This is a genomic window from Streptomyces sp. NBC_01198 (assembly GCF_036010485.1).
Classification (GTDB): Bacteria; Actinomycetota; Actinomycetes; order Streptomycetales; family Streptomycetaceae; genus Actinacidiphila.
This window is the reverse complement of sequence record NZ_CP108568.1, coordinates 2,902,359-2,920,352: the sequence shown is the minus strand read 5'-3', so window position 1 is coordinate 2,920,352 and position 17,994 is coordinate 2,902,359. Positions and strand designations below refer to the sequence as shown.

Genomic DNA, 17,994 nt, shown 5'->3' with positions numbered 1-17,994 from the left:
GGGAGCGCGCCGACCCGCGCCCTGGTCCGGCCGCGCCGCCCCGGGGGGAGCGCCGGCGTCACAGGGGGAGGGACATCACCATGCGGGCCGGACGGGTCGGGGTCATGCCCAGCCGCCAGGCCTCCCAGGGGCCGCCCGGCGCGGCCGACCCCCGTTCGAGCAGCAGCGCGTAGGCGGCCGCGTACTCGTCCAGGTCCGGGTCGCGCCCCGGATACGCGTCGCCGACGGTGAGGCCGCGCAGCAGCCCCAGCGCCTGCCGTACGCCCTCGGCCGGGTCGGACCCGGGCGCCGCGGGCGCCAGCGGCAGCAGGGTGGCGCGCAGGAAGGACGCCCAGTCCTGCCCGCGCCGGTCGCCGAGCCCGGCGAAGAGCTGGTAGGCCTCCTCCAGCAGCGCCAGCGCCTCCGTCACCCGCTCGTTGCCCGCGTCGATCACCGCCAGCTCCACGCACGACCACGCCTCGCCGTGCTCCACACCGATCCGCCGGAAGTCCTGCCTGGCGTCCTGCAGCAACTGCCGGGCGAAGCCGCTGTTGCGCAGGTTCCCGGTGCTGGCGGCGCGCTGGTCCCTGGTGACCCGCGCCGAGTGGTGCCGGGCGCAGGCCAGACCGTAGACGTCCCGCATCCGGGAGAACATCGTGCGCGACCGCTCCAGCGTGCGCAGCGCCGCGTCGGTGTCCCCGCACTCCTCCAGCGCCTGCCCCAGGTAGTACAGCGTCCACGCCTCGCCGCGGGCGTCCTCGCTGGCCCGGTGCCGCTGCACCGCCTCGTCCAGGTCGCGGGCCGCCTCGCGGGGCTCGCCGCCCAGCAGCCGGGCCCTGGCCAGCTGGGTCATCGTCCAGGCGGTGCCGCGCGGATCGCGGGCCAGCGCGTACGACTGGCCGGCCGCCCGCAGCTCCGCCTCGCCCTCGTCGAGCCGGCCGACCCGCAGATACACCTGGCCCAGCTGGAGGTGCGCCCACGCCTCGCCCTGCACGCTCTCGTTGGCCCGGTGCAGCGCCAGCGACTCCCGCAGCAGCTCCAGCGCGCTGCCGAGCTGCCCCCTGTCGCGCAGCACCGCGGCCAGCGCGTGCATGGTCCAGGCGCGGTCCTCCTCCAGCTCGGGTGCCGTCTGGATCTCCAGCGCCTCCCGCAGCTTGACCTCCGCCTCCCGCAGGTTGCCCTGCTGGTGCAAGGTGATGCCGAGGCTGTCCAGCGCGCGGGCCGCGCCCGCCGGGTGCTGCGCCTCGAAGTAGAGGTCCACCACCGTGCTCAGCGTCGACCTGGACTTGTCCAGCTCGCCCAACTGCCGTGCCGCGATGCCGGTTCGCCACTGCACCGAGCGCACCAGCACCGAACGGTCCTCGTCCGGGCCGGACTTCTGCTGCCGCACCTGCTGGGCCTGCGCCATCTCGCTGATCTCGCCCAGCCGGTAGAGGTCGCCGCGCAGCAGGCAGTAGTCGCACAGCGCGCCCAGCAGCGCCTGGACCGCCGCCCGGTCGACGCCCTCGGTCTCGCGCAGCGCGGCGGTGATGAAGCTGGACTCCTCGTCCAGCCAGCGCAGCGCCGGCTCCAGCGAGGAGAAGCCGTGCTGCCCGAAGCGCCCGGCCCTGGTGGAGGTCTTGCCCTCGACCAGCCGCACCACGGTGTTGGCGAGGTCGGCATAGGAACGGATCAGCCGCTCGTGCGCCGCGGCCCGCTCCGCCGGGTCCTCCTCGTCCAGCAGCCGCTCGGCGGCGAAGGCGCGGACCAGGTCGTGCGGCCGGTAGCGGCTGCCGCGGACGTTCTCGATCAGCCCCGCCGCGGCCAGCGCCGACAGCCGCCTGGCCGCCTCCTGGTCGTCGGTGGCCAGCAGCGCGGACGCCGCCGCGGTGCCGAAGCTCGCCCGGCCGGCCAGCGCGAGGCGGCGCAGCAGGCGGCGGTCGGGCTCCGGGAGGTCGTGGTAGCGCAGCGCCAGGATCCGGTCGACCGGGTCGCGCGGCCCGAACACCTCGATGTCGTCGGCGAGCCGGACCGGGCCGTGGTGGTCGGCCAGCGCCGACCCGGCGATCCGCAGCGCTATCGGCAGTCCCGCGCACAGCCCGCCGAGCCGCTCGGCCTCCGCCGGGTCGGGCCCCGGCAGCCCCGCGGCCTGCGCCAGATGGTCGAGCAGCCCCTGCGCGCCCTGCGACGTCAGCGGGCCGACCTCCAGCTGCCGCACCCGGGCGCCCGGCAGTTCCAGCGGCAGCGGCTCGCGCGCGGTGACCAGCACCAGGCTCTCGGACCGCTCGGGCACCAGCGCCCGCACCTGGTCCGGGTCGGTGGCGTCGTCCAGCACGATCACCACCGGCACGCCGGTCAGATGCTGCTGGTACTGGTCGCTGAGCCGGCGCAGATGCTGCTCCTGGTTCTGCCGCTCCCTGAACAGCAGCTGGTCGCGCGGCGCGCCGAGCCGGTTCAGCAGGTGCAGCAGCGCGTCCCGTACCGGCAGCGCGGCCCGGCCGTCGCCCGCGCCGCGCAGGTCCACCACGCACGCACCGCGGAACTGGTCCTTCAACTGCCGTGCCGCGCGCACCGCGAGCGTCGTCCGGCCGCTGCCCGGCGGCCCGTGCAGCACGATCACGGTGGGCTGCACGGTGACCGCGGCCCTGGCCTGGTGCACCGCCTGGGCGATCTGCGTCATCTCGGCGGTGCGGCCGGTGAAGAAGCCGTCCGCCGACGGGAGTTGGCCGAAGGAGTGCTCCAGCAACGAGCGGGTGCGGGCCGCCGCGCTGCGGTCGGCGCCGGAACGGCGCTGGCGCGGCACCTCCGCCGGGGGGCGCACCGGGCTCCCCTGCTCCTTCTGCCGGGCAGCGGTCCGCCGGTCGCCGGCCGCCTCCAGGAACGGCCGCACGCCGCGGCGCTCCAGCGCCGCCAGCCACAGCAGCCGCAACTGCTCGGCCCCGCCCGGCGCCCCGCGTTCGGGAGCCGCCGCCCTCCTGGCCGCGCGGCCCCTGGCGGCCGCGGCCCCGAGGGTGGCGACCCCGGCGGCGCCGACCGCCGCGCCGGTCAGCAGCGAGGCGCCAGGCGAGATGCCCTGGCCCAGGTCGACGCCGAAGGCGACCGCCGCTCCCACGCCGGCCACCAGGCCGCCGGCCGTACTGCTCGCGGCTCCGCCGCCACGGCCCTGCGGCACACCGCCGGGCGCGGCCCTCGGCGCCTCGCGGGCCTCCAACGCCCGCTGGTAGGCCACGTATTCGCCCCCGGCCGCATCGCAGATCTCGTCGAACCGCTCGCGCGCCTGCCGCAGCAGCGCGTCCCCGCCCCCCGCGGGGCCCTGCTCGGCCACCAGCCGCGCCAACAGCCTCTCCGCGGCGGCACGGTCGGCTTCCCGCAGTGCGATTCGTGACTCCGGCACATCGTCCTCCCGGGTGACCCCGACACGTCGTCGGATGGGTTTCGTGCCCGTCCGCGGACGGCGTCAAGCGTGCCGGAGCGCCCCGATCCCGTCCCAAGTCCGTTACCGCGAGGGCGAGTACGGCGAGGCCGCCGGCTCCCCCTGCGCCCAGCCGTCCGGTGCGCGGCCCGTTCAGGCGGCGGGCGGCCCGAGGCGTGCGACGACCACACCGCTGATCCTGCGCCGGGCCACGTATCCCCAGGCGCGCGAGTCGGTGCTCGTCGCCGGGTCGTCGCCGAGCAGCACGACGCTGCCCCGCGGCACCCGGCCGCCGTCCCGCGTGCCGACCGCGTCCCGCACGGCGGGCGGTACCGGGTCGCCCGCCCGGGCCGCCACCCGCTTGACGATCAGCGGCGGTTCGGCGCCGCCCCGCTCCACCGGCGGCAGCCGGAAGACCACCGCCGCACCCGTACGCGCCCGCGCCACCGGCGTCCGCACCACCAGCAGCCGCGTCCCGGGCGGATACGTCGGCGTCATGCTCGTCCCCTCGACGGTGACGACCAGCAGCACCCTGCGTGCGGCCCCCGCGGCGAGCGCGACACCCGCGACGGCGGCGAGCAGGGACGTACGCAGCGGCAACCTGGGCATGGTGTGGGGTCCTTGTCGATGACGGGGAGCGGGTGCCGACCAGCGGTCACGCGAACGGCCGTCGCGCCGGCGGCACGCCTCGGTGCTGGGGCGGGTCAGGTGATCCGGCCGTCGCGGAGCGACACCGTGCGTTCGCAGCGGGCGGCGATCGCCGGGTCGTGGGTGGCGATCACCATGGTCGTGCCGAAGTCCGTGTTGAGGGAGAGCAGCAGCTCGATGATCTCCGTGCCGGTGGCCGAGTCCAGATTGCCGGTCGGCTCGTCGGCCAGCAGCAGCCCGGGGTCGCCGATGAGCGCGCGGGCGATGGCGACCCGCTGCTGCTGCCCGCCGGACAGCTGCGAGGGCAGCGCGTCCTCGCGGCCGGCCAGGCCCACCGCGGCCAGCAGTTCGGTGGCCCGCTCCAGCGCGCCGGAGCGCTTGCGGTAGGGGAGCAGCGGGGCGATGACGTTGTCGCGGGCGGTCAGCGCGGGCAGCAGGTGGAATCGCTGGAAGACGAAGCCGATGGTGCGCCGGTAGCGGGACAGCGCCCCGCGGCCCGCCGCGGTGATCTCGGTGCCCGCGACGGTGATGGTGCCCGCGTCGGGTACGTCGATCGCGCCGATCAGGTGCAGCAGGGTGGACTTGCCGGAGCCGGACGGTCCGGTGAGGGCGACGGTGCCGCCCGCCGCGATGGTCAGGTCCGCCTCGCGCACGGCGGTGATCCCGGCGCCCTCCCCGCTGGGGAAGGTCTTGGTCAGGCCGGTGACGACGACCGTCGCACCGCGTGCCCCCTGCGGCAGGTCGTCGGCCACGGCGGCGGCGCGTTCCTTGCGGGGCATGCGGTCTCCTTCGCGCGCGTGCGGCCGGGGCGTCGCGACGTCACCCCGACCGCGGGATGCCATCGCGCAATTGCGCACCATGAGTCGGTTCTTACCGTGACCGTGACGGCTTTTGCGATGGCGTTCGGGTGACCCTGGCACCCGGATTCCCCGGCCGTCAACAGTCGAAGGGCGGAACGGGGCCTACCAGTTCGAAATATCCAGGCAACTCGCTTGAAATTTGCGGTGATGCCAAGAAGTCTTGCGTTGCGAGGGCGGCGGTCCGTTCGCCGGCCCGCAGCGCCCTTCAGGAACCGCCGGCCCCGCCCGTGTCCGCCTCGCCCGCCGCCGCCGCCCGGCGCAGCAGCAGTGCGCGCTCGGCGCCGTTGCGGGTCAGCTCGGCCGCCCGGGCGAATTCGTCCCGCGCCTCCGCCGTACGACCCAGCCGCGCCAGCAGGTCGCCGCGGACGCTGGGCAGCAGGTGGTAGCCCTCAAGCGCACCGCCCGCCGCCAGCGCCTCGACGAGGACGAGCCCCGCCGCCGGGCCGTCGGCCATGCCGACCGCGACCGCCCGGTTCAGCTCCACCACCGGGGAGGGGGCGACGGCGGCCAGCGCCCGGTAGAGCTCGGCGATGCGCGGCCAGTCGGTGTCCTCGGCCCGTACCGCCTGCGCGTGGCTCGCGGCGATCGCGGCCTGCAAGGCGTACGGCCCCGGTGCCGCGCCGCGCGCCCTGGCCGCCGCGTCCGCCCGGGCCAGCGCCGCGAAGCCGCGGTGGACCAGCAAGCGGTCCCAGCGCCTGCGGTCCTGGTCGAGCAGCATCACCGGAGCGCCGTCCCTGGTGCGCGCCGCCGACCGTGAGGCCTGCACCTCCAGCAGCGCCGCGAGCCCGTGCACCTCGGGCTCGGCCGGCATCAGCCCCTGGAGCACCCGGGCCAGCCGCAGCGCGTCCTCGCACAGACCCGGCCGCATCCAGTCGTCGCCCGCGGTCGCCGAGTAGCCCTCGTTGAAGATCAGGTAGACCACTTCGAGCACCGACGCCAGCCGCTGCGCGAGCTCGTCGCCCTGCGGCACCTCGAAGGGCACCTTCTCCTTAGCCAGCGTCCGCTTCGCCCGCACGATCCGCTGCGCGACCGTGGCCTCCGGGACCAGGAAGGCCCGCGCGACCTCGTCCGTCGTCAGCCCGCCGAGCAGTCGCAGCGTCAGTGCCAGGCGCGCCTCCCTGGACAGCACCGGGTGACACGCGACGAAGACCAGCCGCAGCAGGTCGTCCTCGATGGCGCCGCCGCCCACGGCCGCGTCGGCCGGCTCGTCGAAGGCCGCCGCGCCCTGGGCGATCTCCAGCTCGTGGCCCAGCAGCTGGAGCTTGTGGGCGAAGGTCTCGTTGCGCCGGATCAGGTCGATGCCGCGCCGCTTGGCGGTGGTCATCAGCCACGCCCCCGGATTGCGCGGTACCCCGTCACGCGGCCACTGCTCCAGCGCGGCGACCAGCGCGTCCTGCGCCAGCTCCTCGGCCACTCCTATGTCGTGCACCAGCCGGGTCAGCCCGGCGATCAGCCGTGGCGACTCGATCCGCCACACCGCTTCCACCGCCCGCCGTGCCCGGTCGCGGTCGGCCGTCGGTGGTGGGGGCGGGGCGGGGCCGCCGGCTGCTGTCACGACCCCCCATCCCAGCAGCCGCGGGGCGCCCGCGCAAAGCGGCGCCCCGCCCCGGCCTCCCCCTGCCGCCCTACGCGGGCTCGTCCACCTGCCGGACCTCGGCCTCGATCTCCCACTCGTCGCCGTGGATCGCCAGGAAGCGCGACGCCCACTGCGTCGCCTCCTCCACCGACTTCGCCTGGATGATGGCGTAGCCGCCGATGACCTCCTTGGCCTCGGCGAACGGGCCGTCGAGCACCGTCTGCTTGCCGCCGGCCTGCCGGATCACCGCCCCGGCCTCGGCCGGCTGCAGGCCGCCGGTGTCCAGCAGCACCCCGCCCTTGGTCATCTCCTCGAGCAGTTTGCCCATCTCCGTCATCAGGTCCTCGCTGGGCCCGCCGGCGGGGGCCTTCGCGGGGTCGAGCCGCAGCAGCATCATGTAGCGCATCGTGGTGTCCTTCGTCCGTCCGGTCGATCATGTCCGAGGGCCTTCCACCCTGCCCTCACCGACGCGTCGAGCAGAGGACGCCCCGATCGACACGGCGGCGAGGAGTTTTTTGGGGTATAGCTTTCGCTATACTTGGTCGAGTGAACGGTGAGTGGGAGATTTTCCTGGTTGACGAGGTGCGCGAATGGGTCGGCCAGCTCGATGACGCGGCACGGGCTCGGGTGGTGCAAGCCCTGGACGCTCTCGCCGAAGGCGGTCCAGGGCTCGGGCGTCCGCTGGTGGACACGATCCACGGCTCCGTGATGGCCAACCTCAAAGAGTTAGGGCCAGGCACTGTGCGGATCCTGTTCGCCTTCGACCCGTGGCGGTCAAGCATTCTGCTGGTGGCAGGAGACAAGGCGGGGCGATGGAACGAGTGGTATCGGGAGGCGGTCCCGCTGGCTGAACAGCGCTACGACACGTACGTGAAGGAACGGGAGCGGGAAGAAGGAGGAGCATGAGCGGCTACACACGATGGCAGGACATCCGTGCCGAGTACGTCGAACAGGCCGGCGGGGAGGAAGCCGTCCGGAAGGGCAAGGAGGAACTGCTCGCGGAAGTCACCGGGCACCGCCTGGCAGAGTTGCGGCGGGCCCGTGGAATGACCCAGCAGCAGGTGGCGGACCACATGGGTGTCACCAAGGGCCGTGTCTCGCAGATCGAGCGGGGCAAGGTCTCCGGCCAGGATGTGCTGGCCCGGTTCGCGACGGCACTCGGCGGACGTCTGCATCAGGCCATCTACTTCGACGACGGCGATATCGCCGCCATTGCGTGAGGCGCGGGCCGGTGATGGCGGTGGGCGGCGACACCCGGGACGGCGGCGGGGGTGGGGTGGGGCTGGGGCGTGAGAGGGTGACGGGGTGAACCGACTCGGTGACGCGACCTCGCCCTACCTGCTCCAGCATGCCGACAACCCGGTGGACTGGTGGCCGTGGGGGCGCGAGGCGTTCGAGGAGGCGCGCAAGCGCGGGGTGCCGGTGCTGCTCAGCGTGGGCTACAGCGCCTGCCACTGGTGCCATGTCATGGCGCACGAGTCGTTCGAGGACGAGTCCACGGCCGCGTATCTCAACGAGCACTTCGTCGCGGTCAAGGTCGACCGCGAGGAGCGGCCCGACGTGGACGCGGTCTACATGGAGGCCGTGCAGGCCGCGACCGGCCAGGGCGGCTGGCCGATGACGGTCTTCCTCACTCCTGACGGTGAACCTTTCTACTTCGGTACGTACTTCCCGCCGCAGGCCCGGCAGGGGATGCCCGGCTTCATGGACGTGCTGGAGGGCGTCGTCGCCGCGTGGCGCGACCGGCGCGAGGAGGTCGGGGACGTCGCCGGGCGCATCGTGCGCGACCTCGCCGACCGGGCCGGGGCGTACGGAGCCTCCGTCGCGCCCGGCGACGCCGAGATGAGCGCCGCTCTGCTCGGGCTGACCCGGGAGTACGACGCCCGGCGCGGCGGCTTCGGGGGAGCGCCGAAGTTCCCGCCGTCCATGGCGCTGGAGTTCCTGCTCCGCCATCACGCCCGCACCGGCGCGGAGGGCGCGCTGCAGATGGCCCGCGACACCTGCGAGGCGATGGCCCGCGGCGGCATCTACGACCAGCTCGCCGGCGGCTTCGCCCGCTACAGCGTCGACCGCGAGTGGTGCGTGCCGCACTTCGAGAAGATGCTCTACGACAACGCCCTGCTCACCCGGGTCTACGCGCACCTGTGGCGGGCCACCGGCTCCGACCTGGCCCGCCGGATCGCGCTGGAGACCGCCGACTTCATCGTCGGCGAACTCGCCACCGACGAGGGCGGGTTCGCCTCCGCGCTGGACGCCGACAGCGACGACGGCAGCGGCGCGCACGTGGAAGGCGCCTACTACGTCTGGACGCCCGCCCAGCTCGCCGCCGAACTGGGGGAGGCGGACGGGGAGTTCGCCGCCGACTACTTCGGGGTCACCCAGGAGGGCACCTTCGAGGAGGGCGCCTCCGTACTCCAACTCCCGCAGGGCGGGGGGGTGGTGGACGCCGAGCGGGTCGCCTCCGTACGGGACCGGCTGCTGGCCGCCCGTGACCGCAGGCCGCGGCCCGGGCGGGACGACAAGGTCGTCGCCGCCTGGAACGGCCTGGCGATCGCCGCGCTGGCCGAGACCGGCGCCTACTTCGACCGCACCGACCTGGTGCAGGCCGCGGTCGACGCGGCCGACCTGCTGGTGCGGGTCCACTTCGACGGCCGCGGCCGGCTCACCCGCACCTCCCGCGACGGTGTCGCGGGCACCAACGACGGGGTGCTGGAGGACTACGCCGACGTCGCCGAGGGCTTCCTCGCGCTCGCCTCGGTGACCGGCGAAGGCGTCTGGCTGGACCTCGCCGGGCTGCTGCTCGACTCCGTCCTGCACCACTTCACCGCCGAGGACGGCACCCTCTTCGACACCGCGGACGACGCGGAAGCCCTCATCCGGCGGCCGCAGGACCCCACGGACAACGCCACGCCCTCCGGGTGGACCGCCGCGGCCGGCGCGCTGCTGTCGTACGCCGCCCACACCGGCGCGGAGCCGCACCGCACCGCGGCGGAACGGGCGCTCGGCGTCGTCGGGGCACTGGCGTCGAGGGCGCCGCGCTTCATCGGCTGGGGACTGGCCGTCGCGGAGGCCGCGCTCGACGGGCCGCGCGAGGTGGCCGTGGTCGGCGGCACCGGGGACCCGCTCACCGCCGAGCTGCACCGCACCGCCCTGCTCGGCGGCGCGCCCGGCGCGGTGGTCGCGGTCGGCGAGGAGGGCTCCACCGAGTTCCCGCTACTCCACCAGCGCCCGACCCGCGGCGGCCGGGCCGCCGCCTACGTCTGCCGCCACTTCGTCTGCGACGCCCCGACCTCCGAGCCGCGCGCGCTGCGGAGCCAGCTGCGTACGCCCCGCTGATCCAGGCGGCGACCGGGCCTGGCTAGATGTCCAGGCCCCGGTTGAGGATCCGCAGCGAGCGGTCGATGAGGGTCAGCAGATCCTCCTCGCGGGCCTTCTCCACCCAGAACATCGTGGCCTCGTGCAGCACGGCGAAGACCGCCGCGGTGAAGACCCGCACCTCCAGCGCGTCCGCGGGCCGGCCCGTGCGGTCGGCGATGATCCCGCCGAGCAGCCGCCCGGTGGCCGACATGCTCTCGTGGGCGCGGGCCCGGATCGCGGGGACGTCCCTGACCAGCTCCTCGCGCTGGACCATCTCGGCCCGCTGCCCGGGGTCGCCCAGGATGCCGCTCAGCGACTCGTGCATGACCATCCGCACCGACACCAGCGGCGGCTCGCCCGCCGGGCGCAGGCGCAGCATGTCCGCCATCGCGTCGTCGTACTCGTCCGTCAGGACGATGTCCTCCTTGGTGGGGAAGTAGCGGAAGACCGTGCTCGGCGACACGTCCGCCTCGGCCGCGATCCGGTCCACCGGGGTGGCGTCGTAACCGTGCTCGGCGAAGAGCCGGTAGGCGGCCGCGCGGATCGCCTGCCGGGTCCTGACCTTCTTGCGTTCCCGCAGGCCGGCCCGGGGGGCGGCGTCGGGGGTTCGAGGGGACATGGCGTCATTGTCGGGCATCCGCGGGCCGCGCGGCCATCGTCTCGGCGGTCGGGGCGGCCTCGGCCGGTGCCGGGCGGCCCGGGCGCGGGTTGGGCAGGAACGCGGCCAGCAGCAGCGCGGTGACCAGCGAGGCCGCCCCGCACACCACCAGCGTCAGGTTCATCCCGTGCAGGTAGGCGCTGTCGGCCGACGCGGCCAGCGCCCGGTCGCCGAGCCCGGCGGCCACCGCGTGCGCGCCGACCACCGACTCGCGGGCGGCGTGCGCGGCGTCCGGCGACAGCCCCCCGGTGTCGAGCCGACCGGTGTAGCCGGCGGCGAGCACGCTGCCGAGGATCGCGACGCCGACCGCCGCACCGGTCTGCCGCAGGGTCTGGAGCAGACCGGACCCGCTGCCGGCGCGGTCCTTGGGCAGCGCGCCGAGCGCGCTGTTCATGGCGGGCACGACGGACAGGCCGAAGCCGGCGCCGGCGATCGCCAGCCACAGCGCGATGCCGCCGTAGCCGTCCCCGCCGGCGGTGCCGGCGCCGAGGAAGGCACCCGCCGCCAGCACCAGCAGGCCCGTGACGATCACCGGGCGCGGCCCGGCCTTGGCGACCAGCGCGGGGCTGATCCGGGCGGCGACCATCAGCCCGCCCATCATCGGCAGCAGCCGCAGCCCGGTGCCGAAGGCGTCGTAGCCCAGTGCGGTCTGCAGGTAGGACGGCAGCACGAAGATCATGCCGGTGAGGATGAAGCTGACGAGCGTGGCGGCGACCGCGTTCCCCACGAAGCCGCGCTGCCGCAGCAGGCTCATGTCCAGCATCGGCCGCTCCACGCTGCGCTCGCGCAGCACCAGCGCGGTCAGCAGCACGGCGGACAGGCCGAGCGTGCCGATCTCCAGCAGGTCCCAGCCGCGGGAGGGCGCCTCGATGATGCCGTAGACCAGCGTGCCGAGGCCTGCCGCGGTGAACAACGTGCTGGAGGCGCGCACCCGCGGGGCCGCCGGGTCGGTTGTCTCGGGGAGCAGCGTGAGGCAGGCCACGATCGCCACCGCTACCAGCGGGATGTTGACCAGGAAGACCGAGCCCCACCAGAAGTGCTGGATGAGGGTGCCGCCGATGATCGGGCCGAGCGGCATGCCGAAGGCCATCGCGGTGCTGGTGAGCGCGACCGCCTTGGGCCGCTCGTCCGGCCCGAACAGCGACGGGATCACCGACAACGCGAGCGGCATCACGAAGGCGCCGCCGAAGCCCATCACCGTGCGGGCCGCGATGACCGCGCCGGGGGTGTCCACCAGGGAGCCGAGGACCGATCCGGCGAGGAAGACCACCAGCCCGGCGACCAGCATCCGGCGCCGCCCGAACCGGTCGCCGATCAGCCCCGCGGGCAGCATCGCGGCGGCGAAGACGACGGTGTAGGAGTCGACGATCCACTGCATGTCCCCGGTGCCGGCGCCGATGCTGCCGGCCATCGTCGGCAGCGCGACGTTGAGGATCGTGGTGTCGAAGCTGAGCACCAGCATGCTCAGGCTGAGTGCGACGAGGGCCAGCCAGCGCCGGGGGTCCGGCTGCGAGGGCACGGCGGAGGGAACGGGCATCGAGGTCTCCTGCGAGAGGGTTTCAATTGATAGTGACTTCCAAAAGAGAGTAGCTGTCATCCTGATGCCTGCCAACCCGCACCGGCGGCGGTGCGCCCGCCGCGCGCCCGCCCGCCGCCGGGCATGACGAAGGCCCGCACCCCCCGGGGGGTACGGGCCTTCGCCGGGATGAACGCGGTGGGCGGGGAGCTATCCGTGCTGGTAGGCGACCAGCGAGATGCCGACGTAGTGGACGATGAAGGCGGCCAGGGTGAGCGAGTGGAAGACCTCGTGGAAACCGAACCAGCGCGGTGACGGGTTGGGCCGCTTGAAGCCGTAGACGGCCGCGCCGGTGCTGTAGAGCACCCCGCCGACGATCACGCAGACCAGGACGGCGACACCGCCGGTGCGCAGGAAGTCCGGCAGGAAGAAGACCGCGACCCAGCCCAGCGCGATGTAGCAGGGGGTGTACAGCCACCGCGGCGCGCCCACCCAGAAGACCCGGAAGGCGATCCCGGCCAGCGCTCCGGCCCACACCAGCCACAGCAGCAGGTGCGAGGTGCCGTGCGGCAGCAGCAGTATCGCCAGCGGCGTGTAGGTGCCCGCGATGATCAGAAAGATGTTCGCATGGTCAAGTCGACGCAAAATTCCGGCACTGCGCGGACCCCAGTCGCCGCGGTGGTAGAGCGCGCTCACGCCGAAGAGCGCACAGGCCGACACCGTGAAGACCGCGCAGGCGAGCCGCCCTCGGGTGCTCTGCGCGAAGGCGGTGAGCACCACGCCCGAGATCAGCACCGCGGGGAACATCCCTGCGTGCAACCACCCTCTGAGCTTGGGTTTTATGGGTGTGAGAGCGTCGAGACCATCGGGGTCGGAGGGCACTTCTGCAGTGTGATTGACGGCGCTCATGGCGTCAATCCTACCTACGGCACCGTAGGTTGCCCGGCTGCCGGCTACCGCCGTCAGGGTCGTATCCGGTGGTGGCCCGGCTCACTTCCGCTCCCCTGGACAGACTCATCCGAACGGGCTCACACTCATATGAGTGCGGTCGGTACCGGATGAGCATCCACGAACGCGTCCGGGCCGCAGCCCCCAAGGGGCGAACCAACCCTCAACTCTCACGCCGGTCTGTGCGGACCCGGCGGGATGGAGCGATCGTGGCGCGCGGTAAAACGGCTCCCACCGAACACCAGGAACTGATCCGATGGGTCGGCGAGATCGCCGGCCTGACCCAGCCCGAGGACATCGTCTGGTGCGACGGCTCGCAGGCCGAGTACGACCTGCTGGCGGCGGAACTCGTCGACAAGGGCACCTTCACCAGGCTCGACCCGACCCTGCGGCCGAACTCGTACTACGCGGCCTCCGACCCCTCCGACGTGGCGCGGGTCGAGGACCGGACGTTCATCTGCTCCCGGAGCGAGGCGGACGCGGGGCCCACGAACCACTGGAAGGACCCCGCCGAGATGCGGGAGACCTTCACCGGTGAGGGCCCCGGCAAGGGGATCTTCCGCGGGGCCATGCGCGGCCGGACGATGTACGTCGTCCCCTTCTGCATGGGGCCGCTCGGCTCGCCGCTGTCCGCGATGGGCGTGGAGATCACCGACTCCGCCTACGTCGCGGTGTCCATGCGCACCATGACCCGGATGGGCAGCGCGGTGCTTGACGAGCTGGGCACCGACGGTGACTTCGTCAAGGCCGTCCACTCCGTCGGCGCCCCCCTTGCCCCGGGGCAGGCCGACGTGCCGTGGCCGTGCAGCGACACCAAGTACATCTCGCACTTCCCCGAGGACCGGGAGATCTGGTCCTACGGCTCCGGCTACGGCGGCAACGCCCTGCTCGGCAAGAAGTGCTACGCCCTGCGGATCGCCTCGGTCATGGCTCGTGACGAGGGCTGGCTCGCCGAGCACATGCTGATCCTCAAGCTCACCCCGCCGCGCGGCGAGACCAAGTACGTCGCCGCCGCCTTCCCCTCCGCGTGCGGCAAGACCAACCTGGCGATGCTGGAGCCCACCGTCTCCGGCTGGACCGTGGAGACCATCGGCGACGACATCGCCTGGATGCGCTTCGGCGACGACGGCCGGCTGTACGCCATCAACCCCGAGGCGGGCTTCTTCGGCGTCGCCCCCGGCACCGGCGAGCACACCAACGCCAACGCCATGAAGACGATGTACGCCAACTCCATCTTCACCAACGTCGCCCTCACCGACGACGGCGACGTGTGGTGGGAGGGCATGACCGAGGATCCCCCCGCCCACCTCACCGACTGGAAGGGCCAGGACTGGACGCCGGAGTCCGGCACCCCCGCCGCCCACCCCAACGCCCGCTTCACCGTGCCGGCCGACCAGTGCCCGATCATCGCCCCCGAGTGGGAGGACCCGCGCGGCGTCCCGATCTCCGCGATCCTCTTCGGCGGCCGCCGCGCCTCGGCCGTGCCGCTGGTCACCGAGTCCTTCGACTGGCAGCACGGCGTCTTCCTCGGCGCGAACATCGCCAGCGAGAAGACGGCCGCCGCCGAGGGCAAGGTCGGCGAACTGCGCCGCGACCCGTTCGCGATGCTGCCCTTCTGCGGCTACAACATGGGCGACTACTTCGCGCACTGGCTGACGGTGGGCAAGGCTCACGACCCGGCGAAGCTGCCGACGATCTACTACGTCAACTGGTTCCGCAAGGACGCGGAGGGCCACTTCGTCTGGCCCGGGTTCGGCGAGAACAGCCGCGTGCTGAAGTGGATCGTGGACCGCCTCAACGGGACCGCGGAGGGCGTGACCACCCCCATCGGCGTCCTGCCGGCCCCGGGCGCCCTCGACACCGACGGGCTCGGCCTCTCCCCGGCCGACCTCGACCTGCTCCTCACGGTCGACCCCGAGGTCTGGCGCGAGGAGGCCGGGCTGATTCCCGGCCACCTCGAAACCTTCGGCGAGCACACGCCGCCCGAGCTCTGGGCCGAATACCGGTCCCTGGTGACCCGCCTGGCCTCGGCGTAGGACGCCGCCCCACCAGGGGCGCGGGGAACGGCGCGCGCGACCCGCCACCGGCCGAAACGGGCTGTTCGGTCCGCCTCAGCCCACCACCGGCCGGTGGTGGGCTGAGCGCGCCGTTCCCCGCGCCCCTACGAGGCACCGCCCTCCGCAGCGGGCACCCCGGCTACGGCTGCGAGTAGCCGTCCAGGAACCGGCCGATACGGCCGATCGCGTCGGTCAGGTCCTCCGCGCGCGGCAGCGTGACGATGCGGAAGTGGTCGGGCTCCACCCAGTTGAAACCGGTGCCGTGCACGATCATGATCTTCTCGGCCCGCAGCAGGTCGAGGACCATCTGCCGGTCGTCCTTGATCTTGTAGACCTGCGGGTCGAGACGCGGGAAGGCGTACAGCGCGCCCTTGGGCTTGACGCAGGTCACCCCGGGGATCGCGGTGAGGGCCGCGTAGGTGGCGTCGCGCTGGGCGGCGAGCCGGCCGCCGGGCAGCACCAGCGAGGTGATCGACTGGTGGCCGCCGAGCGCGGTGGCGATGGCGTGCTGGGCCGGCATGTTGGCGCACAGCCGCATGTTGGCCAGGATCGTCAGGCCCTCGATGTAGCTGCCCGCGTGCGTCTTGGGGCCGCACACGGCCATCCAGCCGCTGCGGTAGCCGGCCACCCGGTAGGCCTTGGACAGGCCGTTGAAGGTCAGGGTGAGCAGGTCGGGCGCGATCGCCGAGGTCGGCGTGTGCGTGGCGTCGTCGTAGAGGATCTTGTCGTAGATCTCGTCGGAGCAGACCACCAGCCGGTGCCGGCGGGCGATGTCGGTGAGGCCGCGCAGCAGCTCGTCGTCGTAGACCGCGCCGGTGGGGTTGTTCGGGTTGATGATGACGATCGCCTTGGTGCGGTCGGTCACCTTGCGCTCTATGTCGGCGAGGTCCGGCATCCAGTCGGCCTGCTCGTCGCACCGGTAGTGCACCGCGGTGCCGCCGGCCAGCGCGACCGCGGCGGTCCACAGCGGGTAGTCCGGCGCAGGGACCAGCACCTCGTCGCCGTCGTCCAGCAGCGCCTGCATCGACATCTGGATCAGCTCGGACACGCCGTTGCCGAGGTAGATGTCCTCGACGCCCAGCGGGATGCCCTTGGTCTGGTAGTGCTGCATCACCGCGCGCCGCGCCGAGAGCAGACCCTTGGCATCGCCGTAGCCGTGCGCGTCCTTCAGGGTGCGCAGCATGTCCTCGAGGATCTCGGGCGGGCACTCGAACCCGAACCCGGCCGGATTCCCGGTGTTCAGCTTGAGGATGCGGTGTCCGGCCGCCTCCAGCCGCATCGCCTCCTCAAGAACCGGACCGCGGATCTCGTAACAGACATTTGCGAGCTTCGTGGACTGGATCACCTGCATGCCGGTCACCTTACGGGCACGTTACGTTCGCCGCGCGGTGTTTTTCACCACCACGGCGGCGTGCCGGGCGGTCACCGCCGGCCGGTGGACCGCACCGACCGGCCGGCCAGCACGTCGGTCCTGCGGCCGTCCTCGATGACGAAGCGGCCGTCGATCAGCACGTGCGGGATGCCGGTGGGCGGGGTGCGCGGCTCCTCGTAGCCGGCGCCCGAGGCGACGGTGGCCGGGTCGAAGAGCACCAGGTCGGCGCGGTGGCCGGGGCGGATCAGGCCGCGGTCGGGCAGCCGCAGCCGGGCGGCCGGTCGGCCGGTCAGGTGGGCGACGCACTCCTCCAGGGAGAGCACGCCGAGCTCGCGCACGTAGCGGCCCAGGTAGCGGGGGAAGGTGCCGTACGCCCGCGGGTGCGGCTTGGCGCCGTGCAGGATGCCGTCGGAACCGCCCGTGTGGGTGCGGTGGCGCATCACCGTACGGACGTTCCGCTCGTCGCCGACGTGCTGCAGGATCGTCGTGCCGAGCCGGTCGGCCAGCAGCAGCGCGCGGGCCGCGGGCCAGTCGGCCAGACGGGTGCCGACCCGGTCGGCGAGCGCCGGCTCCGCGGTGCCCGACACCTCGATCGTGGCCCAGTCCATCGGCACGCCGTGGCTGCCGTCGGAGCCGGTGACCTCCAGGGCGTGCCTGATCCGCTCCGCCGTCGGCTCGTCGCGCAGCCTGGCCAGCGTCGCCTCGGGGCCGCCGACCGCGGCCCAGCCCGGCAGCAGCGCCGCCAGCGTCGTACAGCCCGCGGTGTAGGGATAGCTGTCCAGCGTGATGTCGGCGCCGCCGGCCAGCGCCTCGTCCAGCAGGTCGAGCAGGTCGCCGGCGCGGCCCGCGTTGACGTCGAAGTTCATCGTGGCGTGCGCCAGGTGCAGCGGGCAGCCGGCCGCCCGGGTCAGCTCGATCATCTCGCGGTACGCGCGCAGCGCCCCGGCGCCGTACGAGCGGTGGTGCGGGCAGTAGTAGCCGCCGTGCCCGGCGACCACCCGGCACAGCTCGGTCAGCTCGGCGTCCGGCGCGTACATCCCCGGGGTGTACGTCAGCCCCGACGACATCCCGACCGCGCCCTGCGCCATGCCCTCCGCGACCAGCTGCTTCATCCGCCGCAGCTCCTCCGGCGTCGCCGGGCGGTCCTCCCAGCCGACCACCGCCATCCTGACGGTGCCCTGCGGCACGAGATAGGCGGCGTTGACGGCCACGCCCCGGTCCAGCCGGTCCAGATACCCGCCGACGGTGCGCCAGTCGAAGGTGACGCCGGCGCCGTCGCCGTTCCAGCCGGCGATCAGGGTGCGCAGCGTGTCGAGGGTGCGCTCGTCGGCCGGGGCGTAGGACAGGCCGTCCTGGCCGAGGACCTCCAGGGTGACGCCCTGGGCCGCCTTCGCCTCGTGCGCGGGGTCGGTGAGCAGGGCCAGGTCGCTGTGCGCGTGCATGTCGATGAAGCCGGGCGCGACCGCCAGCCCCCGCCCGTCCAGCGTCCGCCGCGCGCCGCCGCGTATCGGTCCCACCTCGACGATCCGGCCGCCCTCGACGCCGACGTCCGCCTGATACGAGGGCCCGCCGCTGCCGTCCACGACCCGCGCCCCGCGCACGACCAGATCCATGCCCCGACCCTACGACCCC

The 17,994-nt window shown here is 73.6% G+C and carries 14 protein-coding genes; 4 read left to right on the top strand and 10 right to left on the bottom strand.

Annotation, left to right across the window (positions count from 1 at the left end; translation table 11 throughout):
- Window positions 1-58: 58 nt before the first annotated feature.
- From OG702_RS12955 to OG702_RS12935, 5 genes are all read right to left on the bottom strand, one after another.
- Window positions 59-3,352, bottom strand: a complete 3,294-nt coding sequence (locus OG702_RS12955) for a tetratricopeptide repeat protein (protein WP_327289031.1) — start codon at window positions 3,350-3,352, stop codon at window positions 59-61.
- 171 nt (window positions 3,353-3,523) lie between these two features.
- Window positions 3,524-3,979, bottom strand: coding sequence for a S26 family signal peptidase (locus OG702_RS12950; RefSeq protein WP_327289030.1), 456 nt, complete (start codon window positions 3,977-3,979; stop codon window positions 3,524-3,526).
- A 95-nt stretch (window positions 3,980-4,074) separates the two neighbouring features.
- Window positions 4,075-4,797: an ABC transporter ATP-binding protein gene (locus tag OG702_RS12945; RefSeq protein WP_327289029.1), complete on the bottom strand. Its 723-nt coding sequence runs from the start codon at window positions 4,795-4,797 to the stop codon at window positions 4,075-4,077.
- A gap of 286 nt (window positions 4,798-5,083) precedes the next feature.
- On the bottom strand, window positions 5,084-6,433 hold the full coding sequence (locus tag OG702_RS12940; protein WP_442814401.1) for an RNA polymerase sigma factor: 1,350 nt from the start codon (window positions 6,431-6,433) through the stop codon (window positions 5,084-5,086).
- A gap of 70 nt (window positions 6,434-6,503) precedes the next feature.
- Window positions 6,504-6,860 carry a YciI family protein gene (locus OG702_RS12935; RefSeq protein WP_327289028.1) on the bottom strand — a complete coding sequence of 119 codons (357 nt, stop codon included), beginning with the start codon at window positions 6,858-6,860 and terminating at the stop codon, window positions 6,504-6,506.
- Between the two features lie 140 nt (window positions 6,861-7,000).
- Between OG702_RS12935 and OG702_RS12930 the strand changes: the two genes are divergently transcribed.
- The 3 genes from OG702_RS12930 to OG702_RS12920 all read left to right on the top strand — a co-directional run bounded on the left by OG702_RS12930 (window position 7,001) and on the right by OG702_RS12920 (window position 9,790).
- Entirely contained in the window at window positions 7,001-7,360 is a 360-nt protein-coding gene (locus tag OG702_RS12930) for a type II toxin-antitoxin system RelE/ParE family toxin (protein WP_327289027.1), read from the top strand.
- Window positions 7,357-7,674 carry a helix-turn-helix domain-containing protein gene (locus tag OG702_RS12925; protein ID WP_327289026.1) on the top strand — a complete coding sequence of 106 codons (318 nt, stop codon included), beginning with the start codon at window positions 7,357-7,359 and terminating at the stop codon, window positions 7,672-7,674. Before OG702_RS12930 ends, OG702_RS12925 begins: the two co-directional genes overlap by 4 nt.
- Window positions 7,675-7,759: 85 nt before the next feature.
- Window positions 7,760-9,790, top strand: a complete 2,031-nt coding sequence (locus tag OG702_RS12920) for a thioredoxin domain-containing protein (protein WP_327289025.1) — start codon at window positions 7,760-7,762, stop codon at window positions 9,788-9,790.
- Between the two features lie 22 nt (window positions 9,791-9,812).
- Here OG702_RS12920 and OG702_RS12915 read toward each other — a convergent pair whose 3' ends face one another.
- From OG702_RS12915 to trhA, 3 genes are all read right to left on the bottom strand, one after another.
- Window positions 9,813-10,430 (bottom strand): TetR/AcrR family transcriptional regulator, encoded by a 618-nt coding sequence (locus OG702_RS12915; protein ID WP_327289024.1) that lies wholly within the window; start codon window positions 10,428-10,430, stop codon window positions 9,813-9,815.
- A 4-nt stretch (window positions 10,431-10,434) separates the two neighbouring features.
- Window positions 10,435-12,006 carry an MFS transporter gene (locus OG702_RS12910; protein ID WP_327289023.1) on the bottom strand — a complete coding sequence of 524 codons (1,572 nt, stop codon included), beginning with the start codon at window positions 12,004-12,006 and terminating at the stop codon, window positions 10,435-10,437.
- Between the two features lie 189 nt (window positions 12,007-12,195).
- Window positions 12,196-12,894, bottom strand: a complete 699-nt coding sequence (trhA, locus tag OG702_RS12905; protein WP_327289022.1) for a PAQR family membrane homeostasis protein TrhA — start codon at window positions 12,892-12,894, stop codon at window positions 12,196-12,198.
- Between the two features lie 248 nt (window positions 12,895-13,142).
- Here trhA and OG702_RS12900 point away from each other — a divergent pair, with 248 nt between their 5' ends.
- Complete coding sequence (locus OG702_RS12900) at window positions 13,143-14,969, top strand: phosphoenolpyruvate carboxykinase (GTP) (RefSeq protein ID WP_327289021.1); 1,827 nt, start codon at window positions 13,143-13,145, stop codon at window positions 14,967-14,969.
- A 160-nt stretch (window positions 14,970-15,129) separates the two neighbouring features.
- Here OG702_RS12900 and OG702_RS12895 read toward each other — a convergent pair whose 3' ends face one another.
- Both OG702_RS12895 and OG702_RS12890 read right to left on the bottom strand, forming a co-directional pair.
- A complete protein-coding gene (locus OG702_RS12895) occupies window positions 15,130-16,341 on the bottom strand; it encodes a pyridoxal phosphate-dependent aminotransferase (RefSeq protein WP_327289020.1) in 1,212 nt (403 codons plus the stop codon).
- 71 nt (window positions 16,342-16,412) lie between these two features.
- Complete coding sequence (locus OG702_RS12890) at window positions 16,413-17,975, bottom strand: N-acyl-D-amino-acid deacylase family protein (RefSeq protein WP_327289019.1); 1,563 nt, start codon at window positions 17,973-17,975, stop codon at window positions 16,413-16,415.
- Window positions 17,976-17,994: the final 19 nt, after the last annotated feature.

Coding starts and splice junctions, on each gene's coding strand:
- OG702_RS12945 (WP_327289029.1), bottom strand. CDS start 4,797: ATGCCCCGCAAGGAACGCGCCGCCGCCGTGGCCGACGACCTGCCGCAG.
- OG702_RS12895 (WP_327289020.1), bottom strand. CDS start 16,341: ATGCAGGTGATCCAGTCCACGAAGCTCGCAAATGTCTGTTACGAGATC.
- OG702_RS12890 (WP_327289019.1), bottom strand. CDS start 17,975: ATGGATCTGGTCGTGCGCGGGGCGCGGGTCGTGGACGGCAGCGGCGGG.
- OG702_RS12910 (WP_327289023.1), bottom strand. CDS start 12,006: ATGCCCGTTCCCTCCGCCGTGCCCTCGCAGCCGGACCCCCGGCGCTGG.
- trhA (WP_327289022.1), bottom strand. CDS start 12,894: ATGAGCGCCGTCAATCACACTGCAGAAGTGCCCTCCGACCCCGATGGT.
- OG702_RS12950 (WP_327289030.1), bottom strand. CDS start 3,979: ATGCCCAGGTTGCCGCTGCGTACGTCCCTGCTCGCCGCCGTCGCGGGT.
- OG702_RS12935 (WP_327289028.1), bottom strand. CDS start 6,860: ATGCGCTACATGATGCTGCTGCGGCTCGACCCCGCGAAGGCCCCCGCC.
- OG702_RS12915 (WP_327289024.1), bottom strand. CDS start 10,430: ATGTCCCCTCGAACCCCCGACGCCGCCCCCCGGGCCGGCCTGCGGGAA.
- OG702_RS12925 (WP_327289026.1), top strand. CDS start 7,357: ATGAGCGGCTACACACGATGGCAGGACATCCGTGCCGAGTACGTCGAA.